Source organism: Acidisoma sp., from assembly GCF_965199065.1.
Classification (GTDB): Bacteria; Pseudomonadota; Alphaproteobacteria; order Acetobacterales; family Acetobacteraceae; genus Acidisoma.
This window is the reverse complement of sequence record NZ_CBDAQN010000001.1, coordinates 747,511-765,910: the sequence shown is the minus strand read 5'-3', so window position 1 is coordinate 765,910 and position 18,400 is coordinate 747,511. Positions and strand designations below refer to the sequence as shown.

General features: G+C 66.3%; 15 protein-coding genes. 6 read left to right on the top strand and 9 right to left on the bottom strand.

Translation table 11 applies throughout. The annotated features are described in order from the left end of the window. Positions 1-20 precede the first annotated feature (20 nt). Together ACOEQ1_RS03580 and ACOEQ1_RS03575 are read right to left on the bottom strand one after the other, a co-directional pair. Positions 21-1,301, bottom strand: a complete 1,281-nt coding sequence (locus ACOEQ1_RS03580) for an NAD(P)/FAD-dependent oxidoreductase (protein WP_419757851.1) — start codon at positions 1,299-1,301, stop codon at positions 21-23. Next, entirely contained in the window at positions 1,298-2,638 is a 1,341-nt protein-coding gene (locus ACOEQ1_RS03575; RefSeq protein ID WP_419757850.1) for a glutamine synthetase family protein, read from the bottom strand. Before ACOEQ1_RS03575 ends, ACOEQ1_RS03580 begins: the two co-directional genes overlap by 4 nt. A 129-nt stretch (positions 2,639-2,767) precedes the next feature. Between ACOEQ1_RS03575 and ACOEQ1_RS03570 the strand changes: the two genes are divergently transcribed. After that, a complete protein-coding gene (locus tag ACOEQ1_RS03570) occupies positions 2,768-3,679 on the top strand; it encodes an aldose 1-epimerase family protein (RefSeq protein ID WP_419757849.1) in 912 nt (303 codons plus the stop codon). A 9-nt stretch (positions 3,680-3,688) separates the two neighbouring features. Here ACOEQ1_RS03570 and ACOEQ1_RS03565 read toward each other — a convergent pair whose 3' ends face one another. From ACOEQ1_RS03565 to ACOEQ1_RS03555, 3 genes are all read right to left on the bottom strand, one after another. Beyond that, positions 3,689-4,441, bottom strand: coding sequence for an SDR family NAD(P)-dependent oxidoreductase (locus tag ACOEQ1_RS03565; protein ID WP_419757848.1), 753 nt, complete (start codon positions 4,439-4,441; stop codon positions 3,689-3,691). Positions 4,442-4,569: 128 nt separating this feature from the next. Continuing rightward, positions 4,570-5,532 carry an EcsC family protein gene (locus ACOEQ1_RS03560; protein WP_419757847.1) on the bottom strand — a complete coding sequence of 321 codons (963 nt, stop codon included), beginning with the start codon at positions 5,530-5,532 and terminating at the stop codon, positions 4,570-4,572. Between the two features lie 71 nt (positions 5,533-5,603). Beyond that, positions 5,604-6,914: a hydantoinase/carbamoylase family amidase gene (locus ACOEQ1_RS03555; RefSeq protein WP_419757846.1), complete on the bottom strand. Its 1,311-nt coding sequence runs from the start codon at positions 6,912-6,914 to the stop codon at positions 5,604-5,606. Positions 6,915-6,994: 80 nt separating this feature from the next. On the opposite strand from ACOEQ1_RS03555, the gene ACOEQ1_RS03550 reads away from it, so the two are divergent. The 3 genes from ACOEQ1_RS03550 to ACOEQ1_RS03540 are packed head-to-tail and all read left to right on the top strand — an operon-like array spanning position 6,995 to position 10,516. Then, on the top strand, positions 6,995-8,398 hold the full coding sequence (locus ACOEQ1_RS03550) for an aspartate aminotransferase family protein (protein WP_419757845.1): 1,404 nt from the start codon (positions 6,995-6,997) through the stop codon (positions 8,396-8,398). A 55-nt stretch (positions 8,399-8,453) separates the two neighbouring features. After that, positions 8,454-9,536 carry a pyrimidine utilization protein A gene (gene rutA, locus ACOEQ1_RS03545; RefSeq protein WP_419757844.1) on the top strand — a complete coding sequence of 361 codons (1,083 nt, stop codon included), beginning with the start codon at positions 8,454-8,456 and terminating at the stop codon, positions 9,534-9,536. After that, positions 9,533-10,516, top strand: a complete 984-nt coding sequence (locus ACOEQ1_RS03540) for an N-carbamoyl-D-amino-acid hydrolase (RefSeq protein WP_419757843.1) — start codon at positions 9,533-9,535, stop codon at positions 10,514-10,516. Before rutA ends, ACOEQ1_RS03540 begins: the two co-directional genes overlap by 4 nt. A gap of 20 nt (positions 10,517-10,536) precedes the next feature. Here the strand turns inward: ACOEQ1_RS03540 and ACOEQ1_RS03535 are convergent, their stop codons facing one another. Next, a complete protein-coding gene (locus tag ACOEQ1_RS03535; RefSeq protein WP_419757842.1) occupies positions 10,537-12,435 on the bottom strand; it encodes a HAMP domain-containing methyl-accepting chemotaxis protein in 1,899 nt (632 codons plus the stop codon). Positions 12,436-12,676: 241 nt separating this feature from the next. Here ACOEQ1_RS03535 and ACOEQ1_RS03530 point away from each other — a divergent pair, with 241 nt between their 5' ends. Then, a complete protein-coding gene (locus ACOEQ1_RS03530; protein ID WP_419757841.1) occupies positions 12,677-13,729 on the top strand; it encodes an aldo/keto reductase in 1,053 nt (350 codons plus the stop codon). A 48-nt stretch (positions 13,730-13,777) separates the two neighbouring features. Here ACOEQ1_RS03530 and ACOEQ1_RS03525 read toward each other — a convergent pair whose 3' ends face one another. Together ACOEQ1_RS03525 and ACOEQ1_RS03520 are read right to left on the bottom strand one after the other, a co-directional pair. Next, positions 13,778-15,121, bottom strand: a complete 1,344-nt coding sequence (locus ACOEQ1_RS03525; protein ID WP_419757840.1) for an LLM class flavin-dependent oxidoreductase — start codon at positions 15,119-15,121, stop codon at positions 13,778-13,780. A 129-nt stretch (positions 15,122-15,250) separates the two neighbouring features. Beyond that, positions 15,251-15,799 carry a carboxymuconolactone decarboxylase family protein gene (locus ACOEQ1_RS03520; protein ID WP_419757839.1) on the bottom strand — a complete coding sequence of 183 codons (549 nt, stop codon included), beginning with the start codon at positions 15,797-15,799 and terminating at the stop codon, positions 15,251-15,253. 181 nt (positions 15,800-15,980) lie between these two features. Between ACOEQ1_RS03520 and ACOEQ1_RS03515 the strand changes: the two genes are divergently transcribed. Then, positions 15,981-16,802: a helix-turn-helix domain-containing protein gene (locus tag ACOEQ1_RS03515; protein WP_419757838.1), complete on the top strand. Its 822-nt coding sequence runs from the start codon at positions 15,981-15,983 to the stop codon at positions 16,800-16,802. A gap of 21 nt (positions 16,803-16,823) precedes the next feature. Here the strand turns inward: ACOEQ1_RS03515 and ACOEQ1_RS03510 are convergent, their stop codons facing one another. Continuing rightward, the gene (locus ACOEQ1_RS03510) at positions 16,824-18,356 is read right to left on the bottom strand and encodes a S53 family peptidase (RefSeq protein ID WP_419757837.1); all 1,533 of its coding nucleotides are present in this window, start codon (positions 18,354-18,356) and stop codon (positions 16,824-16,826) included. Positions 18,357-18,400: the final 44 nt, after the last annotated feature.

The window sequence follows — 18,400 nt, the reverse complement described above, 5'->3', positions numbered from 1 at the left end:
AAGCTCATGCCGAACCGGCGTCAGAGCAAGTCGCGCAGGCGGAAATAGCTTGTCGCCAGCAGCAGCGCCGGCACGCGGAAGGCGCGTCCTCCCGGGAAGCGCGCCTGGGGGATGCGGGCGAAAACGTCGAACCGCCCGGCCTGCCCGCGCGCCGCTTCGGCCAGAACCCGCCCGGCAAGACCTGCGAGGGCCACGCCGTGTCCCGAGAAGCCCTGGGCCATGAGGATGTTCGGCGCCAACCGCCCGAACTGCGGCGCGCGGTGGCGGGTGATGTCGACGAGGCCGCCCCAGGTGAAGTCTGCCCGCGCATTCGCCAGTTGCGGGAAGACGGCGCGGGCCCGCGCCAACATCGCCTGCGCCAGCCGCGGCGGCGGCACCGAGGAGTAGGAAACCCGGCCGCCGAACAGCAGCCGGTCGTCGGCCGACCGCCGGTAGTAGTCGAGGACGAAGTTCAGGTCGGACGCCGCCTCGTTGAGCGGCAGCAGCGCCGGGATGTCGGGGCGCGGCTCGGTCGCGACGATGTAGGTGCCGACCGGCATCACGTAGCCTGCAACCTCGGGCCAGAGCCTGCCCAGATAGGCGCCGCCGGACAGCAGCAGAGTGCCGGCGGAGACGGTGCCGCGCGGGGTCTTCAACCGGAGCACCGTCCCCTGCTCGATCGCCGTCACCGGCGTCTTGGAAAAGAGATGCGCGCCCGCCGCCTGCGCCGCGCGCGCGAGCCCCAGCGTGTAGTTCAGCGGATGCAGATGCGCCGAGAAAGGCTCGGTCATGATCGCCCGGTAGCGCGGGCTCGCGACATGCGCCTGGATCGCCGCCCCGCGCAGCACTTCGGCGCCAGCCAGACCGAGGCTCGTCAGTTCCGCCGCTTCTTCCTCGAGCGCACGCTCGTGACGCGGGCGGATGGCGGCGTAGAGGTAGCCTTTGTGGTAGTCGGCCGGGATGGCGTAGTCGGTGACGCGCTGCTCGACCAGCGCCACCGCCTCCATCGACATGTCCCAGAGCTGCCGCGCATCCTCAGGCCCGACCAGCCGCTTGAGACTGGTCTGGGCGATGGCGTAGCCGGGCAATACCTGCCCGCCGTTGCGACCGGAAGCGCCCCAGCCGATGTCCTGCGCTTCGAGCAACGCGACCCGAAGGCCCGATCCCGCGAGATCGAGCGCCGCCGAGCATCCCGTGATGCCGCCGCCGATGATCGCGACATCGACCACGATGTCCCCGTCGAGCGGCGTGGTGGCGAGGGAGACGGCGCGGGTCGCCTCGTAGTAGCTGGGTGCCGCCCCGCTTCTGACCGGCCCGTTCATACGTTCAGCAGGAGGTGCTCGCGTTCCCAGGAGCTGATGACGTGGAGGTAGGTCTCGTATTCGAGCTTCTTCACCGCCACGAGGACCTCGATCATCTTCGGCCCCAAAATCTCCTTCATGGGTTCGCACTGCTCCATGACATCGAGCGCGTGGCTGATCTCCCGCGGCAGCGCATAGGGCATGGAATAGGCCGAGCCCTCGAAGGGGATCGTCGGCTCCAGCTCCTCCACCATGCCGAGATAGCCGCAGGCGAGCGTCGCGGCGAAGGCGAGGTAGGGGTTGGCGTCGGCGCCGGGCACGCGGTTCTCGACCCGCATCGCGGCGGGCGCGCCGTAGGGCACCCGAAGGCCGCAGGTGCGATTGTCGTAGCCCCATTCGAGGTTGATGGGCGCGTTCGAGTGGCGCGACAGCCGGCGGTACGAATTCACGTTCGGCGCCAGGATCGGCATCACCGCCGGCGTGTATTTCTGCAGGCCGCCAAGATAGTTGCGGAAGAGCTTGCTCGCGCGGCCGTCCTCGCCCGCGAACAGGTTCTGCTTGGTCTCCGGGTCGACGATGCTCTGGTGGACGTGCATGGCGCTGCCGGGCTCGCGGCTCATCGGCTTGGCCATGAAGGTGGCGTAGATGTCGTGCCGCAACGCGACCTCCCGCACCGTGCGCTTGAACAGGAACACCTGATCGGCGCGGCTGAGCGGCTCGCCATGCAGGAAGTTGATCTCCACCTGACCGGCGCCCTCCTCGTGGATGAGGGTGTCGAGGTCGAGTTCCTGCACCTCGCAGAAGTCATACATCTCCTCGAAGAGCGGATCGAACTCGTTGACGGCGTCGACGGAGTATGATTGCCGCCCGGTCTCCTGACGCCCCGAGCGCCCGACAGGCGGCGACAGCGGATAGTCGGGGTCGGTGTTGCGTCCGACGAGGTAGAATTCGAGTTCGGGGGCGAGGATCGGCTCCCAGCCTTTTTCGGCGTAGAGGGCAAGCACCTTCTGGAGCACCTGGCGCGGCGCCATCGGCACCGGCGTGCCGTTCTTGTAGTGGCAGTCGTGGATGATCTGCGCCGTCGGCTCCCGCGCCCAGGGAACCAGCCGGACTGTACTCGCGTCGGCCTTGAGCGTGATGTCGATGATGGCGGGGTCGGTCAGCCGATCCTCCTCGTCCGGCGGATATTCGCCGGTCACGGACTGGATGAAGATCGCCTCAGGCAGGCGCAGCGCTCCGCCATCGAGGAATTTCTGCGCCGGAGTGATCTTGCCGCGAGGAATGCCGGTGATATCGGGCACCAGGCACTCCACCTCCGTCACGTGGTGCTCCGCGAACCATTCGCGCAGATCGATCATCAGGTCTCCTTTCGCCATTGTGGCTGGCCGCTTTCTGGCACGAACGGGGAAAGTCCGGATACAAATGGCGGTCGCACGTTGCCCGGAAGAGCAGCACAGGCGATCCTACACCGAAAGCAGGAGAGCAGCATGAGCGACATCCAGGCAAGCGCGGGCGGCGACCGCCACACCATGACGAACACGTGGATCACCGCGGTGGTGCTCGCCCAAGGCGCGGAGCTGTGCTCGCTCCAGGGCGAGGATGGCCATGAGTTCCTGTGGCAGGCGGGCCCGGAATGGCCGCGCCATTCCCCGGTGCTGTTTCCCATCGTCGGCCGCCTGAGCAACGACAGCTACACCCATGAGGGCCAGACCTACCGCCTCAGCCAGCATGGCTTCGCCCGCGACCGCCGCTTCACCTGGGTCGCGCGGACCGAAACCTCCTGCGTCCTGCGGCTGGAGGACGACCCCCAGACCCACACCAGCTACCCCTACCCGTTCCGGCTCGAAATCGCCTATCAGCTGGAACCGGACGGTCTGACGGTCCGCTACACCGTGTCGAACCCAGGCGAGGGCGTGCTGCCCGCCTCGCTCGGCGCGCATCCTGGCTTTGTCTGGCCGATCCTGCCCGGCGTCGAAAAACACGACCACGAGTTGCGCTTTGCCCGCAGCGAGACCGCGCCGATCCATGGCGTCTCCGGCGGGTTGCTGACGGCGGCCGTACATACGTCGCCGGTGGTGGACCGGGTGCTCCAACTGACGCCGGAGCTGTTTGCGGAGGACGCGCTGGTCTTCACCACGCTGTCGAGCCGGTCGGCGCGGTTCTCGGGCCAGGACACGCCGGTGATCGAGGTGTCGTGGGAAGGCTTCGAGCAGCTCGGCGTGTGGTCCAAGCCCACGGGCGGCGACTTCCTGTGCATCGAGCCCTGGCATGGCTATGCGAGCCCGGAAGGCTATGCCGGCGACCTGATGGAGAAGCCCGGCATGATGCTGCTGCCGCCGGGCACCCAGCGGGAGCTGCAGTGGACGGTGCGCGTGCTGCCGTCCGACAGCGGGACCTGAACGCTGGGGTTAGAACTGAACGCCCCGCGTCAGCGCGCCATCGACCACGAGGTTGGTGCCGGTGATGAAGCTTGCCGCGGGGCTGGCGAGGAAGACGACGGCGCGGGCCATCTCCTCGGGCTTGCCCATCCGCCCGGTCGGGTTGAGCGCCATCGCCTGGGCGAACAGGTCGGGCAGATTCTTCTCCACGTTTTCCCAGACGCCGCCGGGGAAATAGGTATTGCCGGGCGAGACGCTGTTCGCCCGGATGCCGCGGCCGGCGTTATGGAAGGCGAGACCCTGCGCGTAATGGATGAGCGCCGCCTTGAAAGCGCCGTAGGGGCCTGAGGCAAAATCGATCTCCCGCCCCGAGACGCTGGAGATGATGACGATGGAGGCAGCGTCTGACCGCTCGAGCCACGGCATGGCCGCGTCGACGACGTTGACGGTGCCCATGATGTCGGTTTCGAACCCGGCCTTCCAGGCGGCGGCATCCCGCTGCACGGCGAGGGCGCTGACATTGGGGACGACGATGTCGATGCCGCCGAGCGCCTCGGCTGAGGCGGCCACCCAGGCGGTCACCGCCTGCGGGTCGGCCACGTCCAGAGCCTGGCCGAAGCAGCCTTGGCCAAGCGCCTCCACGGTTTGCGCCACCTCGGCGGTGTTGCGGGCGCAGATGGCGACCGCCGCGCCCTCCGCCACGAACAGGTCCGCGATGGCACGTCCGATGCCTTTCGTGCCGCCGGTGACCAGAACCTTACGACCCGCCAAACCGAGATCCATGCGCCGCGACTTTCCGTTGAGAGATTCACCGCGCGAGGTGATGCAATCGCTCTGCCACCTCACGACTGGAAGCTGAGTCGGCGCGTCTGCTCGCGTCTGTGAAAAGACGCGAAGGCTCCGGGCGGTTGCTAGATCGCCTCGCTCGGGAACGACGGGAGACGAAGCGGATCGGCAGGGGCGTTGCGCGGGCGGCGTTTGGATGCCGCTCGCGCCTGCTCGGTCAGCCGGTCCATGCAGGCACGCACCTGCTCGGGGTCATAGCGCCGCTCGACCTCGCGCAAGGTGAAGTGCACCCGCGCCATCTGCTGGTAGTAGTCCATGAACGCGTAGTTCAGCGATCCGCCGGCGACCGCCCCCACAACCGGGATCGCACGCGCCATAAGCTTCTGCGAAAACGCGACGCCCAGGATCGTCGCGACGCGGCGCACGAAGCCGTCGATGGCCAGGCGGCTGAGCGCCGCGCGCGCTGCCCAATACCCGGCCTGACCGTCCGGCCCGTCGCGGTGCTCGCTGAGCGCGAATACCTCGAGGCAGGCGCGGCGGCCTTCCGGCGTCGTCGGGTCCTCGCCGTAGCTCCGCGCGATGCCCGCGATCGAGCGCAGCATCAGCCCCGTGGTGAGGGGAATGTCGACGATCATGCCCGGCGCGCCCATGAAGCCGGTCGCGGCCCCGCTGAGGGTGCTGATCAGCTTGTGCCGGCGGCCGGCGGACGTCGCGGCCACCTCCTCGGCGAGCGCCACCGTGTCCATCCCGCGCGTCGCCGCCTCATAGAGCGCCGACAGGCTCATCTCGACGAGCTTGCGGGCACTGAAGGCGCTGTTGTTCATGAGGAACCGGCCAGCGCCGTTGACGAACCCCTCGGTCTGGTCGCCGACGAAGCTGCCCAGCCGGAACGCCAACCCCCGCTCGGCCACCAGAATATGAGCGGCCTCGCGCATCTTCTCGAGGTCCGCCGGAGCGAGACCGGCGCAGGCATTGCCAAGGTCGGCCCCCAAGTCGGCAGGCGCGCTTGCCGGCAGCACCTCGCCGCTGATGGCCTCCGAGCCGGCCTTGGATGACGTACTGGACCAGAAAGCGTTCGGTGTTCTCATCGCCTGTCTCCCGTTCCCGCACATGTGGGGGGAAACCACGCTTTCGTTAAGGGCGGTAGCGCCGGCGCGGCCTAAGCACCATCATTGCCGGCCCGTGCCACGACCCAGCGGCTGATGACGGCGCAGGCAGCGTCGAAATCCTCCATCCGCATCGCCTCACGCGGATTGTGGCTGCCGAACTGGTTGCGGACGAACAGCAGCGATGCCGGAATGCCCGCCTGGGCGAACGCCGCCGCATCATGCCCGCCCCCTGACAGCATCGCGAGGTGCGGCACGCCCGCCGCCTCGGCCGCCGTCGCCATCTCCGCCTGCAGCCTCTCGTCCATCCGGCTCGACAGGCTGCCGCTCTCTGCGCCGAGGTCGAAGCGGACGCCACGGCTTGCCTCGATCTCCGCCACCAGCCGCATCAGCGCCTCATGCAGCAGATCGACGCTCGCGCGGTTCTCGCTTCGCATGTCGAGTTCGAACCGCGCCTCGCCCGGGATCATCGTGAAGCCGGCCTCGGGGGCCGTCGCCAGCACACAGAAGGTGCAGACGAGCGTGTGACCCTCGGCCTCCAGCCGCGCCCATTCGGCGTCGAGCCGGTAGGCGAGTTCCGCCGCCGCCAGCCCGGCATCGCGCCGCAGCCGCCGGGGGGTCGCGCCGGAATGGTTGTATTCACCGAACACCCGCGCCGCCCGATACCGCCGCGAGCCCGGAATGCCGGTGACGATGCCGAGCGGCACCGCCTGCTCATCGAGCACCGGCCCCTGCTCGATATGCAACTCGACGAAGGCGGCGACGGTTGCGGGGTCGATGCCAGCCCGGCCGGCGCGGACGGCGTCGGGGTCGAAGCCCTCCTCGCGCATGTGCTCGGCGAGCGTCCGCCCGTCGTCCATGCGCGGCACGTCGAGCGCCTCGGGCGGCAGGCGGCCCAGCGCCGCCCGGCTGCCCGCGTAGCTCACCGGGAACCAGCTTCCCGTCTCTTCCGCGCGAACGGCGATGACCGTGATGTCCCGCGCCGGGCGGAAGCCCGCCTGCACCAACCCGGCCACGACCGAAAGCCCCGCCAGCACACCTGCCGCGCCGTCGTAGTTCCCGCCCGAGCGCACACTGTCCAGGTGGCTGCCGAGCATGAGCCGCGGCAACTCAGGGTCAGCGCCCTTCAGCGTCATCGACAGGTTGCCCGCGTGGTCGGTCTCGACCGCGAGCCCAAGCCGCTCTGCCTCCGCGCGGACGAGGGCATGGGCCTCGCTCTCCTTCGGGCCATAGGCGGCGCGGGTGATGCCGATGCCGTCGAAGCTCATGGCGTGCAGCGCCGCGAACAGCCTGGGCGCGATGTCACGGTTGGGGAAAAGGTTCGGCCGGCCGCTGGAGAAGGGGTCGTTTAATTGGGTGTCCATGGAAGACGAGACTGCACCCCCTCTTCCCCCCACTCAAGCAGACGCTCATCATGGGACATATTTCCTGGAGATCACCGATCATGACCCCGCCTGCTCGACTGAACTCAGCCGCCGCCCGCGACATCGCGAGCGTCTTCCACCCCTACACCGACCAGCGCGCCCATGCTGAGAACGGCCCCGTGGTGATCAGCCGGGGCAATGGCGTGCGTGTCACCGACGATGCCGGGAACACCTATATCGATGTCGTGGCCGGGCTCTGGTGCGCCTCGCTGGGCTTCAGCAACGAGCGCCTCGTGAAGGCCGCCGAGACGCAGATGCGGGCGCTGCCGTTCTATCACGCCTTCGCTTCCAAATCGCATGAGCCGATGATTACGCTTGCCGAGATGCTGCTGGAGCGCGCGCCGGTGCCGATGAGCAAGGTGTTCTTCGCCAACTCCGGGTCGGAGGCGAACGACAGCGCGATCAAGATGATCTGGTACTACAACAACGCCCGCGGCCTGCACGCCAAGAAGAAGATGATCGGGCGCATCAAGGGCTATCACGGGATCACGATTGCCTCGGCATCGCTGACCGGCCTGCCCTACAACCACAAATCCTTCGATCTGCCGCTGCCGGGCTTCCTGCATACGATGACGCCGCATTTTTACCATGGCGCCCTGCCGGGCGAGACGGAGGAGGAGTTCGCAACCCGCTGCGCCGATGAGTTGGAGCGCCTCATCCTCGCCGAGGGACCCGAGACCATCGCCGCCATGTTCGCCGAGCCCATCATGGGTGCGGGCGGCGTCATCATCCCGCCCTCGGGCTACTTCCCCAAGATCCAGGCGGTGCTCGACCGCTACGACATCCTGCTGGTGGCGGACGAGGTCATCTGCGGCTTCGGCCGTACCGGCAACTACTGGGGCAGCCAGACGATGGAGGTCCGCCCCGACATCCTGACCTGCGCCAAGGCGCTCTCGGCCGCCTACCTGCCGATCAGCGCCGTGATGGTGAACGCAAAGGTGTTCGAGGTCATCGCCGACGAGACCCACGCCATCGGCACCTTCGGCCACGGCTTCACCTATTCCGGCCACCCGGTCGCGGCCGCCGTCGCCGTCGAGACGCTCAAGATCTACGACGAGACCGATATGCTCGGCCATGTGCATGAGGTCGGCGCGCATCTGCAGAGCGAGCTGCGGCGGCGCTTCACGGATCATCCGCTGGTCGGCGAAGTGCGCGGCACCGGGCTGATCGCCGCGCTCGAACTCGTAGAGGACCGCACAACCCACCGCAATTTCGATTTTGGGCGGAAGATCGCGGCGCGCACGGCGAAGATGATGGAGAGTTTCGGCATCATCGGGCGGCCTCTGCCGGGCGATGGCCTCGCCTTCAGCCCGCCGCTCATCATCACCACCGAGGAGATCGACCTCGTGCTCGACGGCGTCACCCGCGCGCTCGAGGCCATGACGCTGGAGCTGCGGGCGGAAGGTCTCTCCGAAGCCGTCTGACGCGGCGCGCCGATTGCATGGTCACCGCTCGTGTTAAAGCTTCGAGAGGCGGATCATGCAGCTTGGCGTCTTCATTCCCATCGGCAACAACGGCTGGCTGATCTCGACCACGTCGCCGCAATACATGCCGAGCTTCGACCTGAACCGCACGATCGTCGAGAAGGCGGAGCGGTTCGGGTTCGACTTCGCCCTGTCCATGATCAAGCTGCACGGCTTCGGTGGCCCCTCCGAGTACTGGGACCACAACCTCGAATCCTTCACGCTCATGGCGGGGCTCGCTGCGGTCACGACGCGGATCAAGCTGTTCGCGACCTGCGCGGTGCTGACGCTGCCGCCACCGATCGCGGCGCGCATGGCGGTGACGATCGACAGCATCTCCCACGGGCGGTTCGGCATCAACATCGTCTCGGGCTGGCAGCGCGCGGAGTATGCACAGATGGGATTGTGGCCGGGAAGCGAGCACTACAAGCGGCGCTACGAATACTGCACCGAATACGTCACCATCATGAAGGAGCTGTGGGCGACGGGTCACTCCGACTTCAAGGGCGACTTCTTCCAGATGGATGACTGCCGCTGCAGCCCGCTGCCGACGAAGCCCATCGAGATCATCTGCGCCGGTCAAAGCGACGCCGGCACCCGGTATGCCGCGCAACACGCCGACTACAATTTCTGCTCCAGTTTCGGTGTCAACCAGCCGACGGCGGTCGGCCCATCCGTGGCGCGGCTGGTGGAGGCCGCGCGCGAAGCCGGACGTTCGTGCGGCGCGCTCATCCTGACCATGATCATTGCCGACGAGACGGACGAGGCGGCGATGGCCAAGTGGGAGCACTACAAGGCCGGCACCGACATGGAGGCCCTGGCATGGCGCGATGCGCAGGCGAGCGACGATCCGAGTACCGACCCCTTCGCCCAGCCGAACAAGCGGCGCACCATGGGGCTCGAGCAGCTGCCGACGAACCAGGGCGTGCTCATCGGCTCCTTCGCCCATGTCGCGGCAATGCTGGACGAGATGGCGACTGTGCCCGGCGTGCAGGGCGTGATGATGACCTTCGACGACTTCGTCGAGGGGATGGAGAACTTCGGCACGCGCATCCAGCCGCTGATGCGCAGCCGGCACAATGCGGGAGACAGAGCATGACACGTCTGTTGACGGTGGCCGCGGCACAGCTCGGACCGATCCAGAAGGCCGAGGGCCGCGACGTGGCGGTCGCGCGCATGGTCCGCCTGATGGAGCGCGCCCATCAGCGCGGCGTGCAGCTCGTGGTGTTTCCGGAGCTTGCGCTCACAACCTTCTTTCCGCGCCACTTCCATGAAAATCGGGATGAGGCGGATCATTGGTTCGAGGCGGCGATGCCTTCGAACGAAACGGCCCCGCTGTTCGAGGCCGCTCGCCGCTACGGGATCGGTTTTCACCTGGGCTACGCCGAGATCGCCCACGAGCCGGACGAAACCGGGACCGTGCGCCGGCGGCATTTCAACACGGCGATCCTGGTGGCGCCTTCGGGCGAGATTCTGCTGAAATACCGGAAGGTGCATTTGCCGGGGCATGCCGACTTCAAGCCCGAGCGGAACGTGCAGCATCTCGAAAAGCTGTATTTCGAGGTGGGCAATCTCGGTTTCCCGGTCATCCGCGCGCCGATGGGGGCGTTGGACGGGCTGAACATGGGCATGATGATCTGCAACGACCGCCGCTGGCCCGAGGCGTGGCGCGTGCTCGGATTGCAGAGCGTGGAACTCGTCATGCTCGGCTACAACACTCCGAGCCTGAACCAGGAGAAGTCGGGGTTCGAGGCGCATCACCTGCGGGTATTCCACAGCCATCTGTCGATCCAGGCGGGCTGCTACCAGAACGCGACCTTCGCCGTCGCGACCGCCAAGGCGGGCGTGGAGGACGGGCACGAGTTGTTCGGACACTCGATCATCGTCAATCCGCAGGGGGAGATCATGGCGATGGCGACAAGCTGGGACGACGAGCTGGTCACCGCCGATTGCGACCTCGACATGTGCAGGCTGGGGCGCACGACGATCTTCAACTTCGCCGAGCATCGCCGGCCGGAGGCGTATGCGCGGATCGTCGAGCAGACGGCGGCTGTAACGCCTCCGGTCTGGGGCGCCTAGTTCACTCGCGATCCCCTTCGTCAGGCGGTCAACGCATGCGCAGGCCGAAGGCTCGCGCCCCGGCCGGACGGGCGATCCTGGTCCGCGGGCCTGCGCGCCGAGGCGTAGCCGCCAGCCGGCGCCGCCTGACGCCCATGACCGATGGAGAATTGCCCCACGAGACGGGAGAGTTCTTCCGCCTCGGCTGCCAACCCATGGCTCGCAGCCGTACTCTCCTCGACCATGGCGGCGTTCTGTTGCGTGGTCTGGTCCATCGCGCTGACTGCGCTGTTCACCTGGCCGAGCGCCGTCGCCTGCTCCTGCGCGGAGGCGGCGATGTCCATGACCAGCGTGTTCAGGCGCCCAACCTGCTCGACGATGCGCGACAGGGCCTCGCCGGTATCGGCCACCAGCTTCACCCCCGTCTCGACCTGGGTGCTGGAGCCGGAAATCAGCATCTTGATCTCCTTAGCCGCATCGGCGGAGCGTTGCGCCAGAGCGCGGACCTCCGTCGCCACCACGGCAAAGCCGCGGCCGGCCTCTCCCGCGCGCGCCGCCTCGACACCGGCGTTCAAGGCCAGCAAGTTGGTCTGGAATGCGATCTCGTCGATGACGCCGATGATGTTGCCGATTTCGCGGGACGAGGTCTCGATCCCGCCCATCGCCTTCACCGTCTCGCTGACGACCCTGCCCGAGGCCTCGGCATCCTGACGCGCGACACTGACAACATCGCGGGCGTTCTTGGCGCCTTCCGCCGTCTTGTTGACGGTGGCGGTGATCTCTTCCAGCGCGGCCGCCGTCTGCTCCAGGCTCGCAGCCTGCTGCTCGGTGCGGCGGGCGAGATCGTCGGAAGCCTTGGTGATCTCGGAGGCACCGGCTTTGACGGCTTGGGTGTTGCTCGCAATCCCCTCCATGGTCGCCTGCAGCGAACTCATCGCCGAGTTGAAGTCCGTCTTGAGGGACTCGTACTCCTGCGCGACAGGCAGCGAGAGCCGCGCCGTCAGATCACCGGCGGCAAGCTCCGAGAGGCCGGATTTGAGCCCGTCGACCACGTCCTTCTGAGCTTTCCCGGCGGCCTCGAAAGCAGCCTCCATCTCCTTCAGCCTGCGATCGAGGTTCTTCTGGAACTCGGCAGCCTCGGCTTCCAGCCGCACGCGCTCGATCGCATTGTCCTTGAACACCTGCACGGTGCCCGCCATGGCGCCGACTTCATCGCGCCGCCCCACGCCCGGGATTTGAACATCCGTGTCCCGCCCGGCAAGCCGGCGCATTGCCTCGGTCATGCTGGCGACCGGCTCGGCGATCGCCTTGACCATCAGCCAGATGATGACAACGATCACCGCGAGCATGACGCCAAGGACGACGAGAATGCCGCGCCAGCTCGATTTCTCGGCGTCATTCGCGGCGTCGGCGAATTGCTTCGCCTGTTGCAGCTGGTAGTCGAGATCCGCGCTGATGCCGGTGTGGAACAGGCCGTACTGCGCGGCCATGTCGCCGGCGACGATGGTTTTAGCGTCGGCGTCGTTGTTGGCGGAGACGTCCTGCACGATGCGGCCGGCATCGACGCCCATCTGGGCGAAGGCAGCATTGAACTGGTTGCCGTCTGCGGTTTCAACGCCGGGGTCCATCGTCGGACGATACTTGTTCCAGTGGATCTCGTATGAGTTCCGGACCGCAGTCTGCTCGGCGGTGATCTGGGACGCGCTGTCCGGCCCCAGCGCGATGTTCTTCAGGGCCAGGGATTGCAGGCGGCTGAGGTCGCCGTTCATCTCAGCGAGATCCGGGAAAGAGAGAACGTTCTGTTCGACGTTGTGGACCTGAGCGCCAAGGAACTGCAGCCGGTAAATCGCGTAGAGGCCAAGCCCCACCGCCAATACGAGCACAACCGCGAAACTCACGATCGTCTTGTTGCGAATTCGCAAATTGTCAAAGAAGCGCATTCTCGAACTCCGACGGACGTTCTGATCTGGCGCACGCAGGGCGCGCAACGTCGTCGGAGAGAATAGCGGCTGAAGCCTAATCAACAGTGAAGCTCTCGCCCTTCCCCCCTGTGTCATGCGCGTCCGGCATGGCATCCGGGGAGGTGAGCTTCACGCAAGCGGCTTTTGATGGCAGAAGGTGGCGTCAATCTCCTGCCCCACGTTTCCCTTATCTCACCTTCCCTTCCCGAGGATATCGCTCTTGGCCGAATACCGCCCGCTTGGACGAACCGACATCCGCGTCTCCGCCATCTGCCTCGGCACGATGACCTGGGGCCAGCAGAACACAGAGGCCGAAGGCCATGCCCAGATGGACATGGCGCTCGATCGCGGCATCAACTTTTTCGACACGGCCGAGATGTATTCGATCCCGCCAAAAGCCGAGACCCAAGGCTCGACCGAACGCATCATCGGCAGCTGGTTCAAATCGCGCGGCACGCGGGACCGTGTCATTCTTGCCTCGAAGGTGTCAGGACGCGGCACCTCCGCCTGGATCCGGCCCGACGGCCGCGGCAGCCGCCTCGACCGCGCCAACATCAACTATGCCATCGAGCAGTCGCTGAAGCGGCTGCAGACCGACTACATCGACCTCTATCAGCTCCACTGGCCGGACCGTCCGATGGACCTGTTCGGCTCCGGAGGGACGGTCTACCGCGCCCATGAACCGGCCGACGAGGTGCCGATCGAGGAGACGCTCGGCGCGCTGCAGGACCTCGTGACCGCCGGCAAGATCCGTCACGTGGGCCTCTCGAACGAGACCGCCTGGGGCACGATGCGCTTCGTTCAGGCGGCCGAGGCCGGCCGGGGGCCGCGCGTCGTCTCGATCCAGAACGTCTACAACCTGATCAGCCGGACATTCGAGACCGGGCTCGCGGAAATCGCGATGCGCGAGCAGGTCGGACTGCTGGCCTACTCGCCGCTCGGCCAGGGCTATCTCACCGGCAAGTACCAGGGAGGGGCGAGACCCGCCGGTGCTCGCACAACGCTTTTCGAGCGCGGACAGCGCTACGAGAAGCCGGGTGTCGCGGAGGCGATCGACAAATACCTCGCCCTCGCGCGGGAGCTGGACATGGACCCGGCGACGCTGGCGCTGGCCTTCGTGACGACGCGGCCGTTCGTGACCTCCAACATCATCGGCGCCACGAGCATCCCGCAACTTGAGGTGGCACTGGCTTCGGAAGAGGTCCGGATCACGCCGGAGATCGAGGCGCGCATCAACGCCATCCACCAGATCCACACCAGCCCCGCTCCTTAAACGGCCAAAAGTTTTTGGTTCTTTTTCTCAAAAAGAACCGCGTTCTCCCTACTCCGCCGCGTCCCGCGCCTGCTCCTGGAAGAAACGGTTTGGCGGCCGCGCCAGACCAAGGTGGTCGCGCAACGTCGTTCCCTCATACTCGCGGCGGAAGATGCCGCGCCGCTGCAACTCCGGCACGACAAGATCGACAAAATCATCGAGCCCCTCAGGCACGGTGTGGAACATGACGTTGAAGCCGTCACAGGCATCACCTTCCAGCCAGGCCTGCATCTTGTCCGCGATCTCACCCGGCGTGCCGACGAACTGGAGCCCGCCGTAGCCGCCGCAGATCTGGGCAAGCTGCCGCACCGTGAGATTGTCCCGCCGCGCCAGCGCCACCAGGGCGTCGCGCCCGCTCTGGCTTGCGTTGCTTTGGGGGATCTCGGGCAGCGGGCCGTCCAGATCGAAAGCCGAGGCATCGACGCCGAGACGCATGGAGAGGTTGGGCACGCCGCTGTCGGGATGGACGAGGCTGTCGAGCAGCGCGATCCTATCCCGCGCCTCCGCCTGCGTGCGCCCGACCACCACGAGCACGCCGGGCAGGATTTTGAGGCTGTCGGGCGAGCGGCCGATTGCCTTCAACCGCCCCTTCACATCCGCATAGAAGCGCTGCGCGTCCTCCATGGTGCGGCTGCTGCCGAAGATCACTTCGGCGGTTTCGGCGGCGAGCTGGCGACCGGCCTCGGAGGCGCCGGCCTGGACGATGACCGGCCAACCCTGAACGGGCCGGGCGATGTTGAGCGGGCCGCGCACGGAGAGGTGCTCGCCCTTGTGATCCAGCACGTGCAGCTTCGCGGGATCGAAGAAGATCCCCGATTCCTGGTCGCGTAGCCAGGCATCGTCCGCCCAGCTGTCCCAGAGGCCGGTGACGACCGAGAAGAACTCCCGCGCCCGGCGGTAGCGTTCGTCGTGGTCCACCATCTCGGTCAGGCCGAAGTTGAGCGCGGAATCGGGGTTCGACGTGGTGACGATGTTCCAGCCCGCCCGCCCGCCGCTGATATGGTCGAGCGACGCAAATCGGCGGGCAATATGATACGGCTCGTCGAAGGTGGTGGAGGCGGTGGCGACGAGGCCGATCCGCTCCGTGACCATGGCGAGCGCCGAGAGCAGGGTCAGCGGCTCGAACGAGGTGACCGTCGCGCTCCGGCGGAGGGCCGCCATCGACATGTTGAGCACGGCGAGGTGGTCGGCCATGAAGAAGGCGTCGAAGCGGCCGCGCTCCAGTGTCTGGATGAAACGGGTGATGTGCTTGAGGTTGAAGTTGGCGTCTGGGAAGGCGCCCGGATAGCGCCACCAGGCCGTGTGGATGCCGACGGGGCGCATGAAGGCGCCAAGATGAAGCTGCTTCGTCATGGGTGCTCTCCGCTGTTGAGGTCAGTTTGGCGCGCCGCGCGGAGACGAACAAGCAGCGGCGGGCCGGGTCTGTGCTGCAGTTGCGAAGGCGACGCCGGGCCTCGCGCGACCGTGAGGCCTGTTCTGCCTCTACGGCTTCCAGGCGTGGTTCCGAAACGTCTCCTCCAGCGGCGTTTTCGTCATGCTGCCCGTGTAGTTTGTGATCGTGGACGCCGCGACCACGGCAATCACCTCAAGGGCAAGCTCCTGATCGAACCCGGCGTTGATGAAGGCGTCGATATCCGCGTCGTGGAGGTGGCCGCGCTTCTGTATCAGCGACCTCGCAAGCGCCGACAGGGCGGCCAGCTTCTCGTCCTTCGGCAGGCGCCGCTCGCGGATGGCTTGCACATCCGCCGGATCGAGCCCCGCCTGCAGCCCCAAAGCTGTGTGAAATGCGACGGCCCAGGAACACTCGTTCGTCACGGCATTGGTGAGAAGCAGCGTCTGGATCTGGGCCTCGGAGAAACTGCCGCCATGCACATTCTGGAACAGACCAACGAGGCTGTTGATGAGAACCGGAGATGTCGACATGGATCCCAGGATGTTCGGGATCATGCCGAAGCTCGCCTGCAACTGCTTCAGCGGGGCTTTCGAGCGGTCCGGCGCGGTGTCGATCGTGTTAACGGGAAACGTTGTCATGTCACTGCCTTTCTGCAGAGGTGGCCGAATGGGACGAGGGCGGTTGCCCGGTGCTTCCTCGTTCGATCACCGCTTTAGGCAGTCGCGGGAATAGCCTCAATTACCTCCAAGGTAATCGGCTTGGCGCGCGACTGGAGTAAAGGATGGTCCCAAGATCATTCCGAGGAACTGCACGATGCCATTGGACAAACGCCATCCTGCGCGACCGGAAAGCGGGCTCGGGAAGCTTCTGCGCCAATGGCGCGAGACACGCGGCAAAAGCCAACTCGATCTCGCTCTCGAAACCGGCGTCTCTCAAAGGCACATCAGTTTCATCGAAAGTGGGCGCAGCACCCCCAGCCGGGAGAAACTGATGGACATCGCAGACGGGCTCAACGTTCCTCTGCGAGAACGCAACACCTTGCTGATCGCCGCTGGATACGCGCCGGTCCACGGGGAGGTTCCCCTGGATGCGCCGGAAATGGCCAGCATCGTGAAGGTGCTGACGCGTCTCTTGCGCCAGCATGAACCGTTCCCCGCTGTGGTCATGGATCGCTACTGGAACGTCATCATGACGAATGAAGCGGCGCCGGTGTTCTTCGGCAAGTTTATCGACATGGCGTCGCGGGCAAGCCCACGAAATCTCCTGCACCTGATGTTCGATCCCGACGGGATGCGGCCCTTTATCTCCGACTGGAGGGCTGTCTCGGAGAGCCTTCTGGCGCGAGTCTATCGCGAGGCTGTCGGGTCGGTCGTCGACGAAAAGACGATGGAACTCATCAACGCGCTGCTCAGCTATCCCGACGGCAGGGGAGAAAAAGGCCCAACCATGCCGTTCGCAACCCCCCTCCTGCCGATGACGCCCATCGGCTTCGTCAGGAACGGCCGGGCACTCAACTACTTCTCGATGATCACCACAGTCGGCACGCCGCAAACAATCACGGCGCAGGAAATCCGCGTCGAATGCATGTATCCTGCCGACGACCTCACCGAAGCTGAGCATCGGCGTTTGATGGAGCCATGAACCGAACGGCGCGGACGCGCCTCAGGATGTGGCGCTGGCGCTCGCCGCGAGGCTCTTCAGTGCCGTCAGCACTGCCTCGCCTTTCGGCGTGCCGAGGCCGGTCACCGGGTCCCAGCCAGGACCGGCGCTGTAGCCGTTGTTGTTGCCGCTGGTCACGTCGTTGAACGCCGTGGGCGCCGCGTAGAGAGCGGCATTGACGAACCCGACCTTCGCCCGAAGCGATTGATTGGCCAAGGCAATGAGCGCGGCCCAGAGAGGAGCCACCGCACTTGTGCCGCCAACCGTTGTCGTTTGGCCGTCGATCGCGACGGTGTAGCCGGTCGCGGGATCGGCATCGCCCGCCACGTCCGGAACGCCACGACCGGTCTGGCCGCTGCCTGTCTGCGAGCCGATGGTCTGCCAGTCCGGGCGCGGGAAATGGCTGCTATAGCCGCCGCCGCTGGCGCCACCCTGCGCGCCGTCGTTCCAGGCGGTCTCGCTACCCTCAGGCGGCAGGCGGGTGCCGCCGCAACCGAGCACATGCGGGCTTGAGGCAGGAAAATCGACGGTCAAGCTGCCATCCGGGCTGCCGTCCGTCGCGCCGCTATCCCCCGACGCCGCGCAGACCGTGATGCCGAGCGACGCCGCCGTCTGGAAAAGCTGGTCCATCGCATCGAGGTCCTGCGCGGCCCAGCCGGTCTCGGGTCCGCCCCAGCTGATGGACAGAATACCCGGAGAGCGCTGCGTATCGTGCACGGCCGCGGATACAGTGTCCAAAAAGGCTCGGCTGGTGTTTCCGCCTATGTAGACAGCGATGTTGGCAGCGGACGCCACGGCACCCGCCACTTCGATGTCAAGCTGGACCTCGCCATCGGGACCGTTCGGCTGGCCTGATGGCGCGGTGACCGCATCATCGATCTGGATGGCCTCGAGCGTGCCGGTCCGATGCACGTTGTGCTCGGCGAAATAGCTGGACATCTGCGAAGCGTCGTAGCCGCCGCCCAACTCGATCAGTGCAATCGTCTCGTTCGCGCCGGTGACATCGGTCGGAAAGCCATATTTCTGCGCCACCTGCGTCGGGTCATAGGACACGACTGCCTGCGTCGACAGCGGGCGGATGCGGAAATGCGGCCGCGCAATCGGCCGCTGGTCAAATCCCATGACCGCCACGACATGTTCCGCGAGATCGGGCGGCACGTGAAGATGTCCGGAGCGGCAGATGTGGTCGTGGACCCCCCAGCGATAGCGGCCGATCTGCTCCGGCTCGAAGGCGCTTTGGGCCTGCGCGTAGGTTCCGGAGAGACGAACGCAATGTTCGGATGCGCTCGCATGGGTCACGGTCAGACCGTGGCCGCCCGCATATTGCGCCACGCGGTCGATGACGGATTGCAGCGTGCCATGGCGGCGGCCGAATTCCGCGCGGCTGAGACGAGCTCCAAACGGATCGAGATGGCGATGCGGCTTCAGAACGATCGTCAACCTGATTGGCTCCGCGCCCGTGATGTCGCTCACGCGTTCGGCTGACGGCTCCATCGCGAAGCTCGGCGCCAAGGCCTGCAGATGATGTCGGATCATGGAATTCCCTTCGAGCCATCCGTTCCGTTGCGTTGTTCGAGCAA